This window comes from Phycisphaeraceae bacterium (assembly GCA_020639155.1).
GTDB lineage: Bacteria > Planctomycetota > Phycisphaerae > Phycisphaerales > UBA1924 > JACKHF01.
Genome location: JACKHF010000001.1, coordinates 1,683,984 through 1,702,706, shown reverse-complemented (window position 1 = coordinate 1,702,706; position 18,723 = coordinate 1,683,984). Strand labels below are relative to the sequence as shown.

Annotated in this window: 19 protein-coding genes; 11 read left to right on the top strand and 8 right to left on the bottom strand. The window is 55.1% G+C overall.

Annotated features, from left to right (window positions below):
* Nucleotides 1-28: 28 nt before the first annotated feature.
* Nucleotides 29-910: an MBL fold metallo-hydrolase gene (locus tag H6815_07190; GenBank protein MCB9860225.1), complete on the bottom strand. Its 882-nt coding sequence runs from the start codon at nt 908-910 to the stop codon at nt 29-31.
* Nucleotides 911-1,167: 257 nt separating this feature from the next.
* On the opposite strand from H6815_07190, the gene H6815_07185 reads away from it, so the two are divergent.
* Both H6815_07185 and H6815_07180 read left to right on the top strand, forming a co-directional pair.
* Nucleotides 1,168-2,376 carry a glycosyltransferase family 4 protein gene (locus tag H6815_07185; protein ID MCB9860224.1) on the top strand — a complete coding sequence of 403 codons (1,209 nt, stop codon included), beginning with the start codon at nt 1,168-1,170 and terminating at the stop codon, nt 2,374-2,376.
* 789 nt (nt 2,377-3,165) lie between these two features.
* Nucleotides 3,166-3,516, top strand: a complete 351-nt coding sequence (locus H6815_07180) for a PilZ domain-containing protein (protein MCB9860223.1) — start codon at nt 3,166-3,168, stop codon at nt 3,514-3,516.
* A gap of 74 nt (nt 3,517-3,590) precedes the next feature.
* On the opposite strand, the gene H6815_07175 is transcribed toward H6815_07180, so the two are convergent.
* Together H6815_07175 and H6815_07170 are read right to left on the bottom strand one after the other, a co-directional pair.
* Nucleotides 3,591-4,037 carry an HU family DNA-binding protein gene (locus tag H6815_07175; protein ID MCB9860222.1) on the bottom strand — a complete coding sequence of 149 codons (447 nt, stop codon included), beginning with the start codon at nt 4,035-4,037 and terminating at the stop codon, nt 3,591-3,593.
* 273 nt (nt 4,038-4,310) lie between these two features.
* Nucleotides 4,311-5,243, bottom strand: a complete 933-nt coding sequence (locus tag H6815_07170) for a hypothetical protein (GenBank protein MCB9860221.1) — start codon at nt 5,241-5,243, stop codon at nt 4,311-4,313.
* A gap of 135 nt (nt 5,244-5,378) precedes the next feature.
* On the opposite strand from H6815_07170, the gene arfB reads away from it, so the two are divergent.
* The gene (arfB, locus tag H6815_07165) at nt 5,379-5,897 is read left to right on the top strand and encodes an aminoacyl-tRNA hydrolase (protein MCB9860220.1); all 519 of its coding nucleotides are present in this window, start codon (nt 5,379-5,381) and stop codon (nt 5,895-5,897) included.
* An 11-nt stretch (nt 5,898-5,908) separates the two neighbouring features.
* Here arfB and H6815_07160 read toward each other — a convergent pair whose 3' ends face one another.
* Nucleotides 5,909-6,928 carry an iron ABC transporter permease gene (locus H6815_07160; protein ID MCB9860219.1) on the bottom strand — a complete coding sequence of 340 codons (1,020 nt, stop codon included), beginning with the start codon at nt 6,926-6,928 and terminating at the stop codon, nt 5,909-5,911.
* 161 nt (nt 6,929-7,089) lie between these two features.
* Between H6815_07160 and atpC the strand changes: the two genes are divergently transcribed.
* The gene (atpC, locus tag H6815_07155; protein ID MCB9860218.1) at nt 7,090-7,527 is read left to right on the top strand and encodes an ATP synthase F1 subunit epsilon; all 438 of its coding nucleotides are present in this window, start codon (nt 7,090-7,092) and stop codon (nt 7,525-7,527) included.
* A 115-nt stretch (nt 7,528-7,642) separates the two neighbouring features.
* Here atpC and H6815_07150 read toward each other — a convergent pair whose 3' ends face one another.
* Together H6815_07150 and H6815_07145 are read right to left on the bottom strand one after the other, a co-directional pair.
* Nucleotides 7,643-8,596: an RNA-directed DNA polymerase gene (locus tag H6815_07150; protein MCB9860217.1), complete on the bottom strand. Its 954-nt coding sequence runs from the start codon at nt 8,594-8,596 to the stop codon at nt 7,643-7,645.
* The gene (locus tag H6815_07145; protein MCB9860216.1) at nt 8,565-8,846 is read right to left on the bottom strand and encodes a helix-turn-helix transcriptional regulator; all 282 of its coding nucleotides are present in this window, start codon (nt 8,844-8,846) and stop codon (nt 8,565-8,567) included. Before H6815_07145 ends, H6815_07150 begins: the two co-directional genes overlap by 32 nt.
* Nucleotides 8,847-9,780: 934 nt before the next feature.
* On the opposite strand from H6815_07145, the gene H6815_07140 reads away from it, so the two are divergent.
* From H6815_07140 to H6815_07125, 4 genes are all read left to right on the top strand, one after another.
* Nucleotides 9,781-10,236: a GNAT family N-acetyltransferase gene (locus H6815_07140; GenBank protein ID MCB9860215.1), complete on the top strand. Its 456-nt coding sequence runs from the start codon at nt 9,781-9,783 to the stop codon at nt 10,234-10,236.
* Nucleotides 10,233-10,733, top strand: coding sequence for a GNAT family N-acetyltransferase (locus H6815_07135; protein MCB9860214.1), 501 nt, complete (start codon nt 10,233-10,235; stop codon nt 10,731-10,733). Before H6815_07140 ends, H6815_07135 begins: the two co-directional genes overlap by 4 nt.
* Nucleotides 10,734-10,850: 117 nt before the next feature.
* Nucleotides 10,851-11,648, top strand: a complete 798-nt coding sequence (locus H6815_07130; GenBank protein ID MCB9860213.1) for a hypothetical protein — start codon at nt 10,851-10,853, stop codon at nt 11,646-11,648.
* Between the two features lie 7 nt (nt 11,649-11,655).
* Nucleotides 11,656-12,435 carry a hypothetical protein gene (locus tag H6815_07125; protein ID MCB9860212.1) on the top strand — a complete coding sequence of 260 codons (780 nt, stop codon included), beginning with the start codon at nt 11,656-11,658 and terminating at the stop codon, nt 12,433-12,435.
* 18 nt (nt 12,436-12,453) lie between these two features.
* Here H6815_07125 and H6815_07120 read toward each other — a convergent pair whose 3' ends face one another.
* Together H6815_07120 and H6815_07115 are read right to left on the bottom strand one after the other, a co-directional pair.
* Entirely contained in the window at nt 12,454-13,569 is a 1,116-nt protein-coding gene (locus tag H6815_07120; protein MCB9860211.1) for a hypothetical protein, read from the bottom strand.
* 91 nt (nt 13,570-13,660) lie between these two features.
* Nucleotides 13,661-15,307 carry a hypothetical protein gene (locus H6815_07115; GenBank protein MCB9860210.1) on the bottom strand — a complete coding sequence of 549 codons (1,647 nt, stop codon included), beginning with the start codon at nt 15,305-15,307 and terminating at the stop codon, nt 13,661-13,663.
* Between the two features lie 289 nt (nt 15,308-15,596).
* Here H6815_07115 and gndA point away from each other — a divergent pair, with 289 nt between their 5' ends.
* From gndA to H6815_07100, 3 genes are all read left to right on the top strand, one after another.
* Nucleotides 15,597-17,129, top strand: a complete 1,533-nt coding sequence (gene gndA, locus H6815_07110; GenBank protein ID MCB9860209.1) for an NADP-dependent phosphogluconate dehydrogenase — start codon at nt 15,597-15,599, stop codon at nt 17,127-17,129.
* Between the two features lie 180 nt (nt 17,130-17,309).
* On the top strand, nt 17,310-18,065 hold the full coding sequence (locus tag H6815_07105; GenBank protein MCB9860208.1) for a GNAT family N-acetyltransferase: 756 nt from the start codon (nt 17,310-17,312) through the stop codon (nt 18,063-18,065).
* Complete coding sequence (locus tag H6815_07100) at nt 18,066-18,713, top strand: GNAT family N-acetyltransferase (protein ID MCB9860207.1); 648 nt, start codon at nt 18,066-18,068, stop codon at nt 18,711-18,713. It abuts the gene before it with no gap.
* Nucleotides 18,714-18,723: the final 10 nt, after the last annotated feature.

Here is an 18,723-nt window from a genome sequence, read left to right as displayed (position 1 = left end):
TCGCACGGCTCTCTTTAGCTTTGGCGCATCATGATGTATTTGATGCCAGTTCGAGCCCGTCCCACGCTAGCCGAATGCCCTCAGGAAGTTCCGGGTCGATCTCCGCGTGCACAACCTCGTGCCCCATATGAACAAACCATGTCTGCGATGCGCTGATATTCTGCGCAACCGCAACAGCCTCGTTGATTGTCATATGCGTCTCGTGTGGCTTGTGACGCAATGCGCCAAGCACCAGTGTTCGCACATCCATCATCATGCGCAGTGAATCCTCAGGTATGCTGCTCACATCGGTACACCACACAAATGGAAACAGTGACTCGCGCTCGTTGCGCGATTTCGAGAGAAGATCGAATCGGTAAGCCATCACCTCAAGATTGCCGTGCCAGATCGGGATCGGTGTAATACGCATGCCAAAGATCTCAAACGGCTGCATCGGAGTGACAAGGTGCATGTCAAGCGATGCAACATAGCTGTTATTGATGTTCGCTTCTTTCACAAAGATGTGCTGATACACACGATGAAGGAACGCAGCGGTGTGCTCGCTCGCATAGACAGGAATGCTCTGCTTCATGACCGTGTTGAATCTGCGGAGCTCGTCGATGCCCCACGTGTGGTCCACATGGTTGTGTGTCATGAGAAGCGCATCACATCGCATGAGCTTCGCACGCAGCGCCTGCTGACGAAGATCTGGTCCTGCATCGATAAGTATGACCCGTTGCTGCCCTGTTTCATCATGAAAAAGAAGAGCACCGCTTGTACGAAGGCGGGTGTCGCGCGGATCTGCTGATGAGCAACCGGGGCATGTGCATGCAACTGCTGGAACACCGGAGCTCGTGCCGGTCCCAAGAAAGACGAGTCGGGCATTATTGACGACTCGCTGAGATGGATGAGCATCCGTATGACTGGTCATTGCAGAACGTTAGGGAACATCCTGAGACCGTACCCAACGCGTCAAGCCATAACGATATAGGACGTTTATACGAAATCATTGCGCTGCCCAGGATCAGACAACCGTCAAAGTCGCTACAAACCGGCCGAGCACGGATATCACGACACCCGGATAGAGGGGCGGGCTTGTATTGTCCTCACAACCAGCCGATACAGACCCTTGAGCAACCTGACGGCACGCGGTTATGACGCACCAGAAGACAGGGATCGATCATCACAATGGCAAGCGAAACAACACCACTAGCAGACCTGCTCTTCGTCGTGCTGCCGCACGGCGAATCGCTCACATCCCTGCAAGCTGCAAACAAACTGGATCGGCTCTGGCTGCTTCCGTCACATCTCGTGCAGTCGTATGCACGCACTGTTATCGTCTGCGCACACAATGAGGTTGAGTCATCAGGCAATGCACTGGATCTTGAGACTGAGCACCAGATCGCACAATCGCGAAACGCGTCATACCTTGCATGGACAGGTGATGCTTCTGCACTCGACGAGTTCACACACGGATGCACATGCGCAACAGTTCGTACAATTGGATTCGCAGCCGGAACAACAGCGTGCGAGTTGATGGAGTTGCTCCCAAAGAAACTCCACCACGTGGCACTCGTTGCATCCGGCGATGTGTTATGGTCTCGCACACAGGCAGAACGGTTCGGCACTGACTCGACTGAAGCCGCCAGAGCAGCAGAAGTCGAAGCACAGTTGTGCGCACATGCGAGTGCAGTCATCGGTTCATCGGACTCGATGGTTGGTGATCTGGCGTGGCGGTACAAGGTGCCCATCATGCTCACACACGTTATCCCAGCAGCACTCTCTGCAGATCTTCCCGTGGTGACTGCAGGCGGCAGGCAGAACGATAGCATCGTCTGCGCATGCTCTATGACAGAAGCAGATCGAGTCGATCTTGTCATTGAAGCACATGCGATGTTGCGGGACATGGGAGAGCGCCAGACAAACCTCACTATTATTGGAAATGGTCCATGCGTCGATACAAGCAAAGCCTTTGCCGAAGAACGCTGCCCTGGCACAGTGGACTTTGTGACTGAAACAACAGACCAGCAGCGCGCGCACATGATTAGTCAGGCATCGGTCTTTGTCAGTGCAACATCTGACGAGCAGTCTGTGCCGTATGTGCTCGAAGCAATGGCAACGGGTGCTGCGCTCGTTGTCACCAACGGCGAAGGGGCTGGACAGCGTGTGCAGCACGGTGTCACGGGGCTCGCAATGCCACCCGAACCAGACGCAATCGCCCGTGCAATCGAAGGCCTCATTGATGATGAGTGCTGGCGTGATGCACTTGGGATGTCATCGATGCGCGAGGTACGTTCAAAGTATGCCGTGGAGAGCGTTGCCGAAGCAGAACTAAACATTCACCGTGTTGTGCTGCACAAGGCCGATATAACAACAGCCAACAGATCCGCCGCGTAGCCATCGATGCGCAGTTCCCGCGCTGTTGGATGAAAGAATACATATCCAATAATGCCAAGGTCGATAGCGTTTTCGCTCACCAACTCCTGCGCGGTAGCTTCATTATGCACAAACAGCCGAATCACCCAAAGCACCATGCCAATGACTCAGCGCTGCTCTCGGAGGCAATCCCAGCAGACTGCATAGTGAGGGTGCTGGCAACGCTCAACGCTCTTTCAGGCAGGCGTGTTGCTCTCGTGCTTGATAAAACGCACGCACACGTTCTCGTAGAAACTCTGACCCGCTCATCAACACACATCACTGCCTTCGTCTACGCAGATTGTCGCGGAATCTACCAGGCAGCTCCTCCATTCGTACCGTACAAGAACCACCCGATACAGAGCCATACTCTGCAAATGGAACGCCCCTCTCTCTGCGGTCGACCGATCGTCAATCCTGATGAGGTCTTCCTGACTGGAGCAACAGATGTCATGCTCTGTCTTTGGCCCAGCGATGACAGAATCTGGGCAAATCGGGCTGTATTTCTCCGCCAATCGCTTTCAGTTCATCGCGTGTTTGATATGAACATGCACCGAGCCAGTCGCTCACAGGCTGCATAATCATCATCTGGCCACAGCAAAGCGCAAAATCCCCTTAATAGGGAGTTTCCGACGTGCTTGCCGCTTCATATTCAAAGACTCAATGTGATTTATTGGACGTATAAATTGCCTAATGCTTGTTTTTTGTGCGCAGTGCATGATTATCCGATGGTTGAACTGCCACGTATGCGCTCAGTGAGCGAGGACTGCCATGCTGCCAAAGCAAATGATCGAGTTCAAACCCACATCAATGAACCGTCGAGCCTGGCCTCGCGAACCAGCCTCACTTGCCGTGAGATTAGAGCATGTGAATCGTGGCACGTTTCACACAGGACACACCGTCAACATCGGACATGGTGGTGCACTCATTGCTGTGCATGAGAACGCTCTGTTTGCACCAGATGACAACATCAGAATCGCGTTCTCATCCGATGAGGGGCCGATCATCTACACAAACGAGATGACATCTGCTGTCGTACGTCGAGTAGAGACCTCAGAACCCGACACCCCGGGTGAAGATCCATGCAAAATAACTATCGCGCTTCAATATGTACTTTGTTAGCAACAGGTTAGATGGAACGGTAGAACAGATTTCTGGTGTTCAGGCTTTGCTTTGAGGTATGCAAAGAGCATTCTTCAGGAAGACGGCGAAGAAGATTGACGAGCAGGGTGATCGGAAGGCTTCGACTCAATCATCTGAGATTGCGGTGGTTTGCTCGGTGATAATGGGTCACCCGAACTGCCCCCCCCATCTGAGCCGTCATCATCGCCATCAGACCCATCGATTATCTCCACACGATCACGCATCTCCTTGCCTGGCTTGAACTTCACAACACGCTTGGCAGGGATTTCGACTGGTTTGAGTGTCTTTGGGTTCTGTGCGACATGCGCCTTCTTGAGACGCGATTCCCAGATACCGAAGGTGCGCAACTCGATGCGATCGCCGTCGGCAAGCCATGAGGTAATGGACTCAAGAACACACTCCAGTGCCCGCTCTGCGTCTGCACGTGAAAGCCCCGTGCGCTCCGTGATGCGATCAACAAGGTGTTTCTTTGTCCGGGTTTGCATATGTTCGTTCGGCACGGCTGCTCCACGAGTGGCTGTACCAAGAGACCCTCGCGATGACAACGACACCATCGCGAACACATATTCTGTGCCAGATCGGCACACCCCACACTCGTAGTATGCACAATGTCGATGCAGGAATCAACCGGGGACATGTGCGATTCACAGCACATGCGCGCACAGGAACGGACACTCCTTGTTTCCAGGAGACAGTTGCTTTGAACTGCAACACGCTCAAAGGGCTGCGGTAGCTGGGTTTACAGCTACCAGCACAGCACATTCACACTCTGTTCAGAAACGCAGCACACCACCCGCATAAAACCCGGCAGTCGCACCGCGCAAGCTGAACTCATTCGTGTCTGTTCCGTCGCTCATCCCATACGCGTTCTGGCGGTACCCCACCTGGAGCGCAAGGTTCGGGCTCAGGTAGTATCGAAATCCGACTAGTGCATCCCATGAAAATGATGAGTGGTTGTCCAGACCAAACCATCCTGCACTGGCGCGCAGATCCATCGAGAACCCTTCTGACAGAACAAGCTCTGTACGCACGCCCACATATGGGTGTGCAAAGGTTTGCGACTCATCCGTGTTCATGCCAGCATTATCGATGTCAATCATTGTGTGGTATCCACGAAGACCGACAATGCCCTCAGCAAGAAACTCAAGATCGGGAGCAAGTGTTCGTCTGTGCGCGTTACTCGAATGGCGTGAATCGAGCAGAAGGTACCCAGCTTCCACTTCAAGAGACGTCAGCGAGAACTCCGACATCACCACGTCGCCGGGGCTAAACGACACCGGCCCCAAAGCTCCTGTCTCAGTCATAACAGCTTCTCGCTCAAGTCGCACATCGAACCCACTGGCGCCGAATCGCCAGAGACCGGTTCTGTAATGAAGTTCAGGGAATGCTGAGAGACGCGGTGAATCAAGATTTAGATCTGCGAACCTGACTCGATCAGAACCGGGTAGCGCTCCAGGCAGGCGAAGATTCCCTCCCGGCGATGCGTACCAGACCGAGGGCTCAAACCTGAACTCCCACGACGCATCGGGTGTGTTCTTCTCTTCCCAATCATTCCAGAGCGCCCACGTGTCGACGTCCTCAACACGTGCATCTGAACTCTGCCCTTCTGCGGTTGTCTCCGGCTGTGTTTGCGCAATCGCAGTAGAGCATCCCATCACCAAGACAAGATGCATCAACGCATGTCCGTTCCACGTCATCAAGTCCAAGGTCGAGCTCCTCTTCGACTTGTCCCCATTGGCTGACCAACGGTAGGTGGTTCCTTACGGTAAACGAAGTCTTCAGACGTGTTTGTTCTGGTTCGAGGATCGCTTTTTCATGATTCACAGGTATGGTTCTAGGCAATGCCATCTGCACGCAAGCCATCACAATCTCCCCCACCGCGTCAGCCAGAGTCTGACGCGGACAATCACGCGCAGGCGAAAACTGCCGCCACCCCCACCACCCGACTGGGGCCCGGTGTAAATGTGCCCACCGATGCGCTGGAGTTCTCATACTCCCGATCACGCGGGCCTGGCGGGCAGAACGTCAACAAGCGCAACACCCGTGCGGAACTCCGTGTAAGGGTCGCTGCACTCGGACTCAGGGACGATGCAACAGATCGGCTGCGCACGCTCGGCGCATCATGGCTGGTGGGTGAGGGTGAGGACGAATCGCTGCTCATTGCATCGGACGAGTACCGATCGCAGAAGCGCAACGCCGACGGGTGTCTCGAACGCCTCCGGTCCATCATCATGCGAGCGAAGCAGCGCCCGCGTGTTCGCAAGAAGACCAAGCCAAGCAAAGGCGCCATCCAGCGCCGCATCGATGAGAAGAAACAGACCAGTGAGAAGAAGGCGCGCAGGCGAAAGCTCGACGACTAACTTGTCACCCGCTAGTGATGGTCCCACGCGCGCACGCGCGATGTGCGCAACAGCACGAGAAACACTGGCCCACCGAACAGCGCAGTGACAACACCAATCGGCACGCTACCGACGGATGGATAGATCACTTTAAGTGTTGACACACCTGCGTCCGCTCCCACCACAATGATCGCACCCGCGATTGCACTCGCTGGGATCAGCACACGATGCGATGGCCCGAACACCATGCGCACGATGTGCGGGCCGACAAGCCCAACAAACCCGATCGTGCCAGCGATCGCAACGGTTCCTGCAGTCAATGCACCTGCAACAACAAACATCACAAGTCGCAATGAACCGATCGAAACGCCGACTGATCGAGCTTCGTCCTCGCCCATGCTCATCGCGTCGAGTTGATGAGCAACACTGATGCCCGCAATCAACGACGCGAGTGCAATCGCGGCGAGTACTGCGATCGTCGTCCACGAGACATCATCACCAAGGGAACCGAACAGCACGCGCGACGCGATCCCCGCGGGTTCCGGCGGGAGTATCGATGAAATCGCCATCGATGCGCCAGCACACATCACGCCGACGATCACGCCGACGAGAATGAGACTGATCGGCTCGACGACGCCCCGCTTCTGTCCAAGCGAATACACGATGGCAAGGGCCGCGATCGCGCCCACAAATGCGGGTCCGGTCCGTACTGACTGCGTCACCAGCGCTGTCCCTGTCTGCCACGCGATCCACGCGGCAAGCATGGTCGCAAGCCCAGCACCTGCTGAGAGCCCCAGAAGGTCCGGCGACGCGAGCGGGTTCCGCACCAATGTCTGCAGCAGCACGCCCGCCAGCCCCAGCGACGCTCCCACGACCAGCCCCGACATCACGCGACTCGCCCGAAGCTCGAAGAACTCACTTGTCTCGGGCCAGCCCAGCACCGATCCCCCCGCGAGCATTCGGGCGAGGCACACGATCACCAGCAACCCGATCAGCATCCCCATCAGCACGACGGGAGGCACTCGATTCGGACTGTGAGAGGGCTTTGGCACAGGCAAAGCCTACACCGATCAGACCTCAGGATCGCTTTTCGCCACGATCCAGCACCGTTCCCGAGTTCCAATTCCCCCTCGTCCACCCTATCATCGCAGCCCGCTGGAACGGCGGCTGGGACTGATTTTCACGACAACGGGGGCCCACCCGGGAGACACACGTGGACAAAGCCTTTTCCATCCGTTTGATCACGCCTCAGGACAAGCTGCTCGAGCAGGAGGCATCCAGCGTGGTGCTGCCCGCGTGGGACGGCCAGATCGGCGTGCTCCCGAACCGCGCTCCCATGGTCGTCAAGCTCGGCACAGGCGAGATGAAGGTCCACGGCGCTGGTCAGCACGGCGGCGACCGGACGTTCGTCGTCGAGGACGGGTTTGCACAGATGGTCGGCAACAAGCTGACCGTGCTCGCGAATATGGCAGTCGCTGCTGAGACTATCACCGAGACCGACGCCATGGCTGAACTCGACGCAGCAAACGCCCGCACGGTTCCCGCTGATGCAGCCAACCGCACAGACGCATTGGCTCGCATCACCAAAGCCAAGCGCCTCGCAGAGCTGAAGCTGCGCGTCGCGCAGTCGCGTCGCGGCCGGGGAATTTGAGTAAACGAGAAAGTTGAAAAGCAAAGCAACACAAGCCCAGCGATTGCAATCGCTGGGCTTTTTCGTATTGAGAGGTATCCGGCTCGCTCTTTACCGCAAAGGAGGTAAGTAGTTATCAATCAGGAAGCTGCCTGCTCCAATTGACACCATTCAGTTTTCGCTGTAGTGATTTGCCAAGTCGCTGATCTGCTTGCTTGATATGTGAAACCTTCCCATTCAGCTTGCTCTTGAGTTGCGGGACGCTGATCCCATGTTCCACAGCAACAACAAAGGCACCGTTTGCCAAGCATTCCCGGATCTTAGCCTTAACTTCGAAGATAAAAGACTTTGATGGGCGCAGTTGCTCGTTCACTACTAACTTAGTAATAACCTGACATTGCTCTTTACCCATGAACTTAATCTTGTCAGGCGCAACTTCGTATCCGCACAAACCAATTGCATCAATGATTGCACCTTGATACACGCGCAGATCATGCTCTCCAGAAATGGCGATGTCATCCACGTACCGAGTGAATCTGAGATCGTGCTTTCTACAGATCGCGTCAATCCGCCTGTCAGCAGGCTCTAGTGCAAGATTAGCAATCAAGCCGCTGGCGGGGCCGCCCTGCGGCAGCTCGTCATCCTTGATAAGTATCTGAACCATCGCATCAAGCGCTTCGCCGCTAAATCCCAATCGTTCCAAAACAGACCGCACCAAGCACGAGTTTGTACTTGGGTAGAACGATTTTACATCAAATGTTGCGACCATCCTCTTCGCAACATGTGGTCCTGCATGCAGAAATATTGATCGTCGAGGAATCCCGCCCATCATCCAGCGGGGATATCGAACCATCGACTGAAGTTCGCGGAGAATATTGTGCTGCAAAGTGCGTAGCACTTTATTCGGAGGCCTGATTGTTCTTGAACCACCATTCGGCTTCTTTATCTCGAAGCAAGAGTACATAGTAGAAGCGCGATTGATTGTGTCTGAAAGTGGGGATAACTCTACGCCGACCCAACCTGCTACCTGATCAAGTGTAGAAATCTGCAAGCTGCGGTTATAACGAACGACGGGTGGTTCGGCTCGCATTTTCGTATGCACCTCGAACAATTGACTTCGCCAATTCACACATGTGCCGATCCCGAGAACTGACTTCAAAGGGAATATCTACTGCATCCCATATCAAAACTTCAACTGGAACTTCAAGTGCTTCGGCAATTCGCAACGTTACTTTTATACTTGCGTCACGCTGATCATTCTCAACGAGGCTGAGGAATGACGGCGTGATATCGGCGCGCTCTGCAAGTTCTTTCTGACTCAAACCCTGCTGGGTTCGCAACGATCGAATTGTTCGTCCAAGTGCAAGCACTGTTTATCTCGAAAAAGAGGGAGAGGTTAACTCGGTTCATCGTCATCCAATCTATGGAATAACAAGTCCCGCATCCACGGCATCGTCATTCCTATCGCCAAGAGAATAACACGAATATGGCATTCTCCTAGCACGATTTTTCCGTCGATCTGTTCCTGCGTTGTCTCATTGAGAACTCGCAAGGCCATATCAACAACATGACGCTGACCACCAGTGAGAGTAGCTCGAACCAAAGGGTCTCGAAAGACCCTAATCGCGAACTCAACCTCAACAACCGGGAGCTCAATGGCCCCCAACCTCGATCGTCTAAGTAGACTCATATGAATCTCCTTTTAAGATACCGCCATGTTCTTAACATGGCAGTCAGAAACGAGCATCGCACCCATCAAAACAACTTTAATGATCCTGCGATGACTCTCCCGTTTCCTGACTGTCTACTTGCATACGAGCAACTTGGCAGTCGAATCTCACGATCTCAGTTCAGTGTGTACTGTGGCAGTCTCTATTACATGTATATGCAAATATGACTTCAGTACGCTCACTTTGGGAGGTGTGCGAGAAAGTGGCAAAGACACTGTCTGAACCACAGCGGGGCGGTATCTGTAAAAACGATCTCGGTTTCGGTTGTCAAAGAACACGCCGCCCTTGCGACTGAGCGATACTAGAAAACTTTATCGTAATGTCAACGATTCCGTCGCTTTGAACAGCCTGTCATTTGTTGTCATTTGTGTGCGCGGACAACAAATAACACCTTCTGGATCAATCACATGGAAGCACCCACACCAACATCTCGCACTATTTCTGTGCCGAAAGACTATCTCATTTCTGGGATAATAATGCTATCTCGTTCTTTTGATTCACCTGCACAGCTTCTCATACCACGTCGTCCACATCCGGTGTTCTCATGCCCACGATCCGACTCGCTCTGACATCCGACATTGATGCGCTGGTCGAGTTGCGGTCAGCGTTTCTTGACGAGATCACATCGCGGGATGTTTCAACGCTGGCGCTGCGCACGTCGATGCACGCGTACTTCCGGGAGGCTCTTCACACGGGCAGCTTTGCTGCGTACCTCGCGTTCGAGGGGACGACCGCGATCGCATCAAGCGGCATGGTGCTGAGAACTTTGCCGCCGTCTCACTCGTGCCCGCGCGGCCGAGAAGCGTACATTCTCAACATGTACACCGTGCCCGAACATCGCGGCAAAGGCATCGGCAACGACCTGCTCCAGCGTTGCATTGCGTTTGCGCGAGAGCACGGGTGCGATCGCATCTCGCTGCACGGCGTGTCGGGGGCGCGATCCATGTACGAACGAATCGGGTTCGCACCGGTAGAATCAGAGATGCGGCTGGCACTATGAGCGGGCTTCAGATATGTATCACCCGGTCTGATGCGGAGTGGGAAGAATCTATCGCGATCCTCCGTGAAACGTATGTCGGCGGCGGATACTCGACATCCGAACGCGCGCGTTCGTTCTACATGCGGACCAACCTCGAACAGCACGGCACACTCTTCCATGCAATACACAATCCTCGCATGATGGGCGTGGTGTTGCTGCTTAACGAAACGAGCGCACTGAGACAGGTGTCTACAGAGAACGAAGGCGAGTTTCGTTTGCTTGCTGTGAGCCCGGAAGCTCGAGGGCTTGGCATCGGACGAGCGCTTGTAACGCACTGTGTCGATCTGGAGCGACGGCGCGGATCAACCAGCGTCGTCATCTGCACCCGACCGAGCATGATCGCAGCACAACATCTCTATGAATCCATGGGCTTTGTGCGCCTACCTAAGCAGGACTTTGTCACAGACGAAGGGTCGGAGCGCTGGGTGTACGCGCTGGCGCTCTCGTTGGGTACATAGACATAGCTCCCGATTGCTCAGCGCAGAACGACGATAAAGACGCTCCAAAGCCCACAGACAGAACGCATCAAAGCGAAGCCAATCGAACCATCCAGCCGAAGATGGAGTAGCATGCCCATGGCTATCTGCACGTCCATCCCCCGGCGATGCTGGCACGCGATCGTGTTCACGATCTGTGTGCTGATATTGATCGGACTGGCATTTCTTGTGCGGCAGATGTATCCGACACATCCGATCCAGATTGGACATGCGTCGTTTGCTGTACGGATGCTCAATCGCGTTATGGGCGATCGGTACCAATGGCCTTCTGGCTGGATGGACGGAAATCTCCTCGACTTTGGTGATCCTGAATCGTGGTCGTTTGGCCGAACATCACTGTGCAGCCGTGGAGGGCCTTTCGAACGGCACGTCATTGGATTCAATGAGACAATACGAACAATCCCTTCACTCTGTCTGCTTGCACCGACTTCCGCGCATCGGATTGCGGGTATCTACTTTGTTCCATTTGGAACAAATCAAATCTTGACTGCGAAAGAGCGCAGTGATGGACGCCATGCATTTATTGCGTGGCTAGAAAACGCTGCAGCGAATAATGAGCCGGTACTCCGTGGGAATGACCCACAGCTTCTCGCAAAGGTCAAACGCCTCCACGTTGATGAAACGATTCCGTTTCTATCCGGATACTACATCAATGCTGCGGGTATTGTGATATTGCTTGTGATGCTTTCGTCGCTCCCCGGCACCGTGTTGTGGAGCTGGCATACGTGCATGCTGGCATACGCAAAGCTTCATCGACGCACGCGCCGAGAACGGCTGGGTTTATGCACTTCGTGCGGGTACAACATGCGCGGATTGCCAAGCGATGTGTGCCTGGAATGCGGAAAGAGCAAGAACAAACAAGCGATGAGCACGTAGGATCTCCATGCTCCTCCGCACATCAAAGCGCTGGCGAATCGTGTACCCGTTCGTGCTGATACTCAGCTCTGCGCTGCTGATCGGGCTGGTATTTCACGTTCGTGAGATGTGCCCGTCGCATCCTCATCAGAATGGCAATGCATCATTGGTTGTCCGTTTGCTGAATGAATATCTTGTTGAGCAGCGGTACATTAAGCCCGGATATTGGGTAAGTGGAAAGTACGGCGAATACACCTACAACAAAGAGCGGATCTTTGGTGATCCACCATGGGGGTTTGGAGCGCCAGCGCCGAACTATTTCATCGGCTTCGATGATACCGTTCGCACCATACCGACTCGTTGTTTCTTTGCGCCGACCTCAGCACGCCGGATCGCGGGCATCCGGTTTACTCCCGGTGCCTGGGTCGAACCGTTAACAGCAGATGAAAGAAAAGTAAAAAGTAACACATTCATCGCATGGCTGGAATCAGAGCTTGCCAGCTACGACCCAGCAAGCAATATATCTCCACCTGACGATGGCACTTTTCTCGCAAACGTCAAAGGACTGTACGTCGACGAAGAGATATCACTCCCAAGCGGATACCTCATCAATAGTGCTGCCTTTGTGCTGGTGATTGCAACTGCCTGGTCAGCGCTTGGCATCATTCGATGCGTGTGGATCCCGGTGTCCGCACTCATCCATCGCCGTGCCCATCGACTTCGCCACGGTCTGTGCCCGTCGTGCGGATACAACCTGCACGGACTTCCCAATGATGTGTGCCCGGAATGCGGCAAAAAAGCAGGATGATCACACATCGCCCGAATATTACGGGCATCCTGCGGCATACGCATTCCCGAAGCAGATGTAATCGAACACGTTGAGTATCGCGTTCTCGTCGCAGTCGGCGTAGCAGGCATCAATGGGAATCAGCACAACGGCTCGCTCAGGACTCCACGCGCCGTAATGTCCTGAGCCGATGATCCATCCATTGTCGTTGATTTTCTCTGCACGATCAACTATAAAGTTTGATGGCAGCGTCACCAGATCATTCAGATCGCGAATGCCATGCTGATCATCGAAGATCCACGCGTGCCAGTCACCATTGACAATGGCCTCACCGACAACGGTATTATTGTTATTGATAGAGGTTGGCTTTGAGTATCCGGGTTCTGTGCTGGGTAGATCCGGCACAAACGAAAATCCCGCGGCAGCACTCCATATAAACGCGCCACCGCCGAACGTCACCGGCCCGTCGCCGATGACCACGCCCGCATCGTTGATATCGACCGCATGCGTGATACCGGAAGATGATCCGGTGAGTAGCGTGTGCAGGTCGATGTGCACCTGCATATCAAGATCGTAATAGAACGCTTTCTGATCGCCGCAATGTCCGGTGCTTGATGTGACACCGACAATCTGGTTATGGTTGTTGATTGCCCATGCCTGATCTGCATGCAGAACACTATGCTGCGATTCAAGCAGGATAGTGCCAGTTGCCGCACTCCACACCGTCGCTTCGCGGTTAATATACGGCGGCGGCACCGGGCACGTAAAGACACTCCCATCGGATCCCACAATAACATTGCTGTTATTCAGGTCAGCGGCTCCGCTCATGTCCCCGTCCATTGTTTGGAAAGTCCCATCGGGCCATCGCACCGTGTTGGTTGTGACAATTACTCCAAGATCGTTGATCGGACCAGCAAGGCTGATTGATTGCTTCCCGGTACTTTGAGTCCAGATGAAACTGCAAGGACCGCCGAGTGGCTCCGTCGTCGCACAGCCGGTTACCTGATTAAGATTGTTCAACCCACCAACATGCGACGTTGCGAGACTGTAGGTTGTGTTCCAGGGCTCGATAATGACCAACTCGTACGCAACCTGAGCCGTTGAGACCGAGGTCATACCTGCCAAGGCTGCTATCGCGATAAACTGCTTTCTCATGCTTTGCTTTTCCTTGCTTGTATTGATTGCGTGCGACAACTGACCCCACGTTTGCACATATGTCTGATTGAGATCCCGAGTCAAGGTTACACTATGGGCATCCAGTTCCATACGCATTGCCGAAGCAGATATAATCAAAGATGTTCAACGTGCTGTTTCCGTCGCAGTCGGCATATGGATCGCCCGCAGCATATGCGTTACCGAAGCAGATATAATCAAAGATGTTGAGCGGATGACTGCCAGCAGAGTTGTCGCAGTTGGCATAACACACCGAGTACTGGGCTGTATTACTCATAACCCCACCGCACGATGAGACCGCAACACATCGCAGCGCAAACGATCTGTCTGCAACTGCGTCAGAAATTGTCAACTCGTTGGTTGTTGTTCCTGAAAAAATGCCATAGAACGAGTTCGGCCCCTCATCCATGTCAAGCCAGATTCCATTGCCCGGCGCTGACTCGCGCTGCCACTGATACGTCTCAACAGCACCACTGAGTTGCACTTCAAACACTGCCGATCCGCCCGGCGCAGGATGCCTAGCCTGTGGCTGGGTGAGAAACACAACCGGGCTTGCATCTGTCCTGAACTGGGCAACATTTGTGACGCTCAATCCGCCAGCCTGCGAGAACTGGCCCGCTGCGAACAGATTGCCCGATGTGTCAGCAGCCATCGCGGACACGGTGCGCGTGATCTGATATTGCATGCCGCTGCCGATCGGGGACCACGCACTGATCGTAGGGTCCCATGTTGCAACCATCGATGCTGGTGCGCCTCCTGCGGTATCAAACACACCACCAACAGCGAGTTTTCCCGATGGCATGACGCACATGGCGTATGCGTTTGAGAGTGCGCCCGTGTTGCTGATGAGTCCTGTACCAAGCGCGTGCCACGACACGCCATCCCATCGGGCCACACCATTTGCTGTGACACCGCCGGCCGTTGAAAATATTCCGCCTGCAACCAGATCACCGTTCGGCATTACCGCAAGCGCATTCACAGCGCTGCTCATGCCAGATCCCATCGGGTTCCAGCCTGCGCCATCCCAGCGCGCAACACGGTTTACAGTAATATCACTGTCTGCTTTCAGAAACGAGCCGCCGGCAACAATGTCGCCATTGGGCAATACTGCAAGCGCAAGCACTGACACAACAGCAGACGGTTGTACACCCTGATAGAGAGCGCCCATCGCAGTCCATTGCGTGCCGTCCCAGCGGGCAGCACGCTGCGCTGGTGCGCCTCCTGCTGCCAGAAATGAGCCGCCCGCCATCAGATCGCCATTGGGAAGCAGCGCAAGCGAGCGTACAGAGCCAAACTCCAGACCGGAATTCAACGGGCCGATACGATGCCACTGCGTGCCGTCCCAGCGAGCGATCAGTTCTGCTGTCGTACCGCCAGCACTGAGAAACTGCCCGCCCGCGATCACATCACCGTTCGGCATAGCAAGCAGCGCGCGCACGAAGTTGTCAAGACCCGATCCAAACGGATGCCACGATGAGCCGTCCCAACGTGCGATATACTCAACTGGTGTTGTTCCAGCGAGGGAGAATCGACCTCCAAACACAAGATCACCAGACGGCAGTAGGACACATGCGTCCGCTGCAGGGCTGACACCACCTCCGGGGAGCGGTGCCCAGTCGCACTGCCCGATTGCATGCGACGATATTGCAAGCGTCAGAGTGAATGCTGTAGCATACCGAAGGTTGATCATCGATTGTCTGATGGTCTGATTCTCTCTCATCACTTGCTCCCATACAACTGCACCACCAACCCGGTCCTTATGCATACATCCGTTCACATCCGAACTCTGGCAAATGGCATACCACAGTGAGACATCATCCAAGCGATGCAACGGGGCTCAATCAGCGTGTTCCGGCCAATCCTGAACAACTGCAGATTTCGAGTGGCATAATTTGTGGCCAATTAGCTACAAGTACGCAGATCCAGCATCCCTCCTCGCTGACAGTTACGGGCCAAGAAGTCGGATGCGGGCTCGTACACTTCAGATCACACCACCATCGGAGCTTTCCATGCCCGCTGCCAACAATGACCTTATCGCAAATACCGCCGACGTTGGGCTCATCGGGCTCGGCGTGATGGGCCGAAACCTCGCGCTCAATATCGCTGACCATGGGTTCGCGGTCGCGGTCTATAACCGCACCGTCGCGACCACACACGAGTTTGTGGATGCAGAAGGGAGCGCAACACCCGGCGCACTCATCGCGACCGAAACACTCGACCAACTCAAAGCCGCTGTGCAGTCGCCACGCCGGATCATCATCATGGTCCCCGCTGGCAAGCCCACCGATGCTGTGATCGATCAGTTGCTTGCGATTCTCGATCCGAACGATGTTGTCGTCGACGGCGGCAACGCGCACTGGGAAGACACCGCAAAGCGCAACGCGCGATGCAAAGCAAAGAACGTGCTCTACGTCGGGTCGGGCGTGTCTGGCGGCGAGGAGGGCGCACGATTCGGGCCATCACTCATGCCCGGCGGCGAAAAGAAGGCCTACGAAACGATCGAGCCAGTCTGGACCGCCATCGCAGCGAAGGTCGACAGGAACACAGGCAAGCCCATTGAGGGCGCGGCGCCAGGCAAGCCGGTCTCCTCGCCCAATGCTGAAGCATGCTCCACCTACATCGGGCCGGACGGCGCCGGGCACTTTGTGAAGATGGTCCACAACGGGATCGAGTACGCTGACATGCAGCTCATCGCAGAAGCGTGTGTGCTGATGCGCGAGGCGTTGGGTATGCACCCAGCGCAGATGGCAGATGTGTTTGCGCAGTGGAACGAGGGCGATCTTGATTCGTTCCTCATTGAGATCACTGCGGACATCCTCCGCCAGAAGGATCCGAGATCTGACAAGCCGTTTGTCGACGTAGTGCTTGATGCTGCTGGCCAGAAGGGCACCGGCAAGTGGACGGGGCAGATCGCTCTCGAACTCGGCATCAGCGCGCCGTCGATCGCAGAAGCAGTCTTTGCGCGATGCATCAGCGCAATCAAAGAAGAACGTGTGCGCGCATCGAAGGTACTCCCTGCGCCAGCGCCCCAGCCTGCGCTCTCGCCGGAAGAGTGGCTGACAAAGGTTCGTGATGCGCTCTATTGCTCAAAGATCTGCGCGTACGCGCAGGGATTTGCATTGATGGCAGAAGCCGACCGTGTGAATAACTGGGGCATCGACTTTGGCTCGCTCGCGAAGATCTGGCGTGGCGGATGCATCATCCGCGCTCGGTTCCTGCAGAAGATCACCGACGCGTACACAAACAACGCGACACTATCCAACCTGCTCGTCGATCCGTATTTTGCTGACCAGATTGGGCAGCGCCAGAGCGCGTGGCGCGAGGTTGTTGCGCAGGCAGCTGTACGCGGCGTTGCCATACCAGCCTTCGCATCAAGTCTTGCGTACTTTGACAGCTATCGATCGGAGCGCACAAGCGCGTACATGATTCAGGCCCAGCGCGACTTCTTCGGCTCACACACATACGAGCGTGTGGACGAGCCCCGCGGGTCATTCTTCCATCTGGACTGGCTCGATCCGAACAGGCCCGAAGCCACAGCCTGAACGTGTTCGCTAGACTCCACATCCCCCTGAAACACCCGTTGCCACAAGGAGTTGTGCCGGTTGAAACACCGGTTTTTGCGCATATACGGGTTGTACTGGTCCGGATATACCCTTGCCGCGATCGGGTGGTCATGCAAGACAACACACCCCCTGTTTTCAGCCGAAAACAGACATACCAATATGCCAGCCGAAGAAAACAGGCATCTCCTATCGCAAGACGTTGATCAGCACATCAACACAGATGCTGTGTGCGCACCATCAATCGGCGCAACCGGTCTTCACACTCAAATCGAAGCAAAGCCTCGCGTTTCAGGACCACGCGCAGCAATCATGCGCATCGATTGTCCAACGCAGATGCCATGGCAAGCAACACTCTTTACGCAGCGCCTCCAACTGCGGACACTAGCAGAAACAGATCGAAGTCAGTTCATTGAACTCATACGCACAAATACAGATCATCTTGCAGTATTCAGTCCGGTTCTTCACGAGAACGAATCGCTGTCCGCTATGTTCGAACGCCAGCTCGCGTTGACACTGCAGGGCATGAAAACAGGCAGGGGAATGCGGCGCGTCATTGCGCTCCCGGATAACACCATCGTCGGTGTTGTCATGTTCAATCGGATCGAGCGCGGCATGGATAACTTTGCTGAGATTAGTTTCTGGATCGGACATCAGTATACACGAAATGGATACGCGCTGGAAGCAGTCCGCGCCATGACTGCGTTTGCGCTTACGTCGCTCCCATCAGGGTTGGGCGTTGATACCGTCAGGGCATTCGTTCAGATAGAGAACACGGCAAGCGCCACAATGATGGCAAAGGTTGGATACACACACAAATCCCGCCAGACTCCCGTCATGACCGGTAGCGAGTACATCCTGCACGATGAATGGGAGATCGAGGTGACTCTCTCGCACATTCAGCTACAGTCTGGGTGAATGCAACCCAATCCGACCGATCCAATCCTCTCAACAAATGTGCCACCGATCCCGCCGATACATGCGATTGTCGCGCGCACGTCGAGACTCACATTGCGCCCGATCTTTGCTGAAGATCGTGACGCATTCATACAGATGCACGAGCAGAGCCACACGAGCTTTGCGCCGTGGTCACCCAACCTGCCCGAGGGCGGGTACGCTGCGTTGTTCGACCTTCAGCACGAACGCTCCGTGCAGGGCGAACTCACAGGCATTGAGTGCAGACGCGTCGCTATCGTCACAGAAACCGGCGAGATGGCCGGTGTGTTCGCGTTCTCGAACATCGTGCGCGGGAGTTGGTGCAGTTGCAACGCGGGATGGCGCGTCAATAGCACACTGCAGGGACAAGGCATCTGCACAGAAGCGATGCTCGCCATGCTGGAGATCGCGTTCAACGAGCAGCCTCACGGGCTTGGACTGCATCGTGTCGAAGCGGGTGTCGTACCAACGAATGCTGCAAGCCTGCGCATCGCGGAAAAGATCGGCATGCGCCGCGAGGGATTGGCAAAGCGTTACCTAAAAATCAACGGCACATGGCAGGACCACGCCATCTTCGCAAAGACCGCTGAGGAGCACACACCGGGCGTGATCGAAGTCGAGTGTGGGTAACAAACGATTC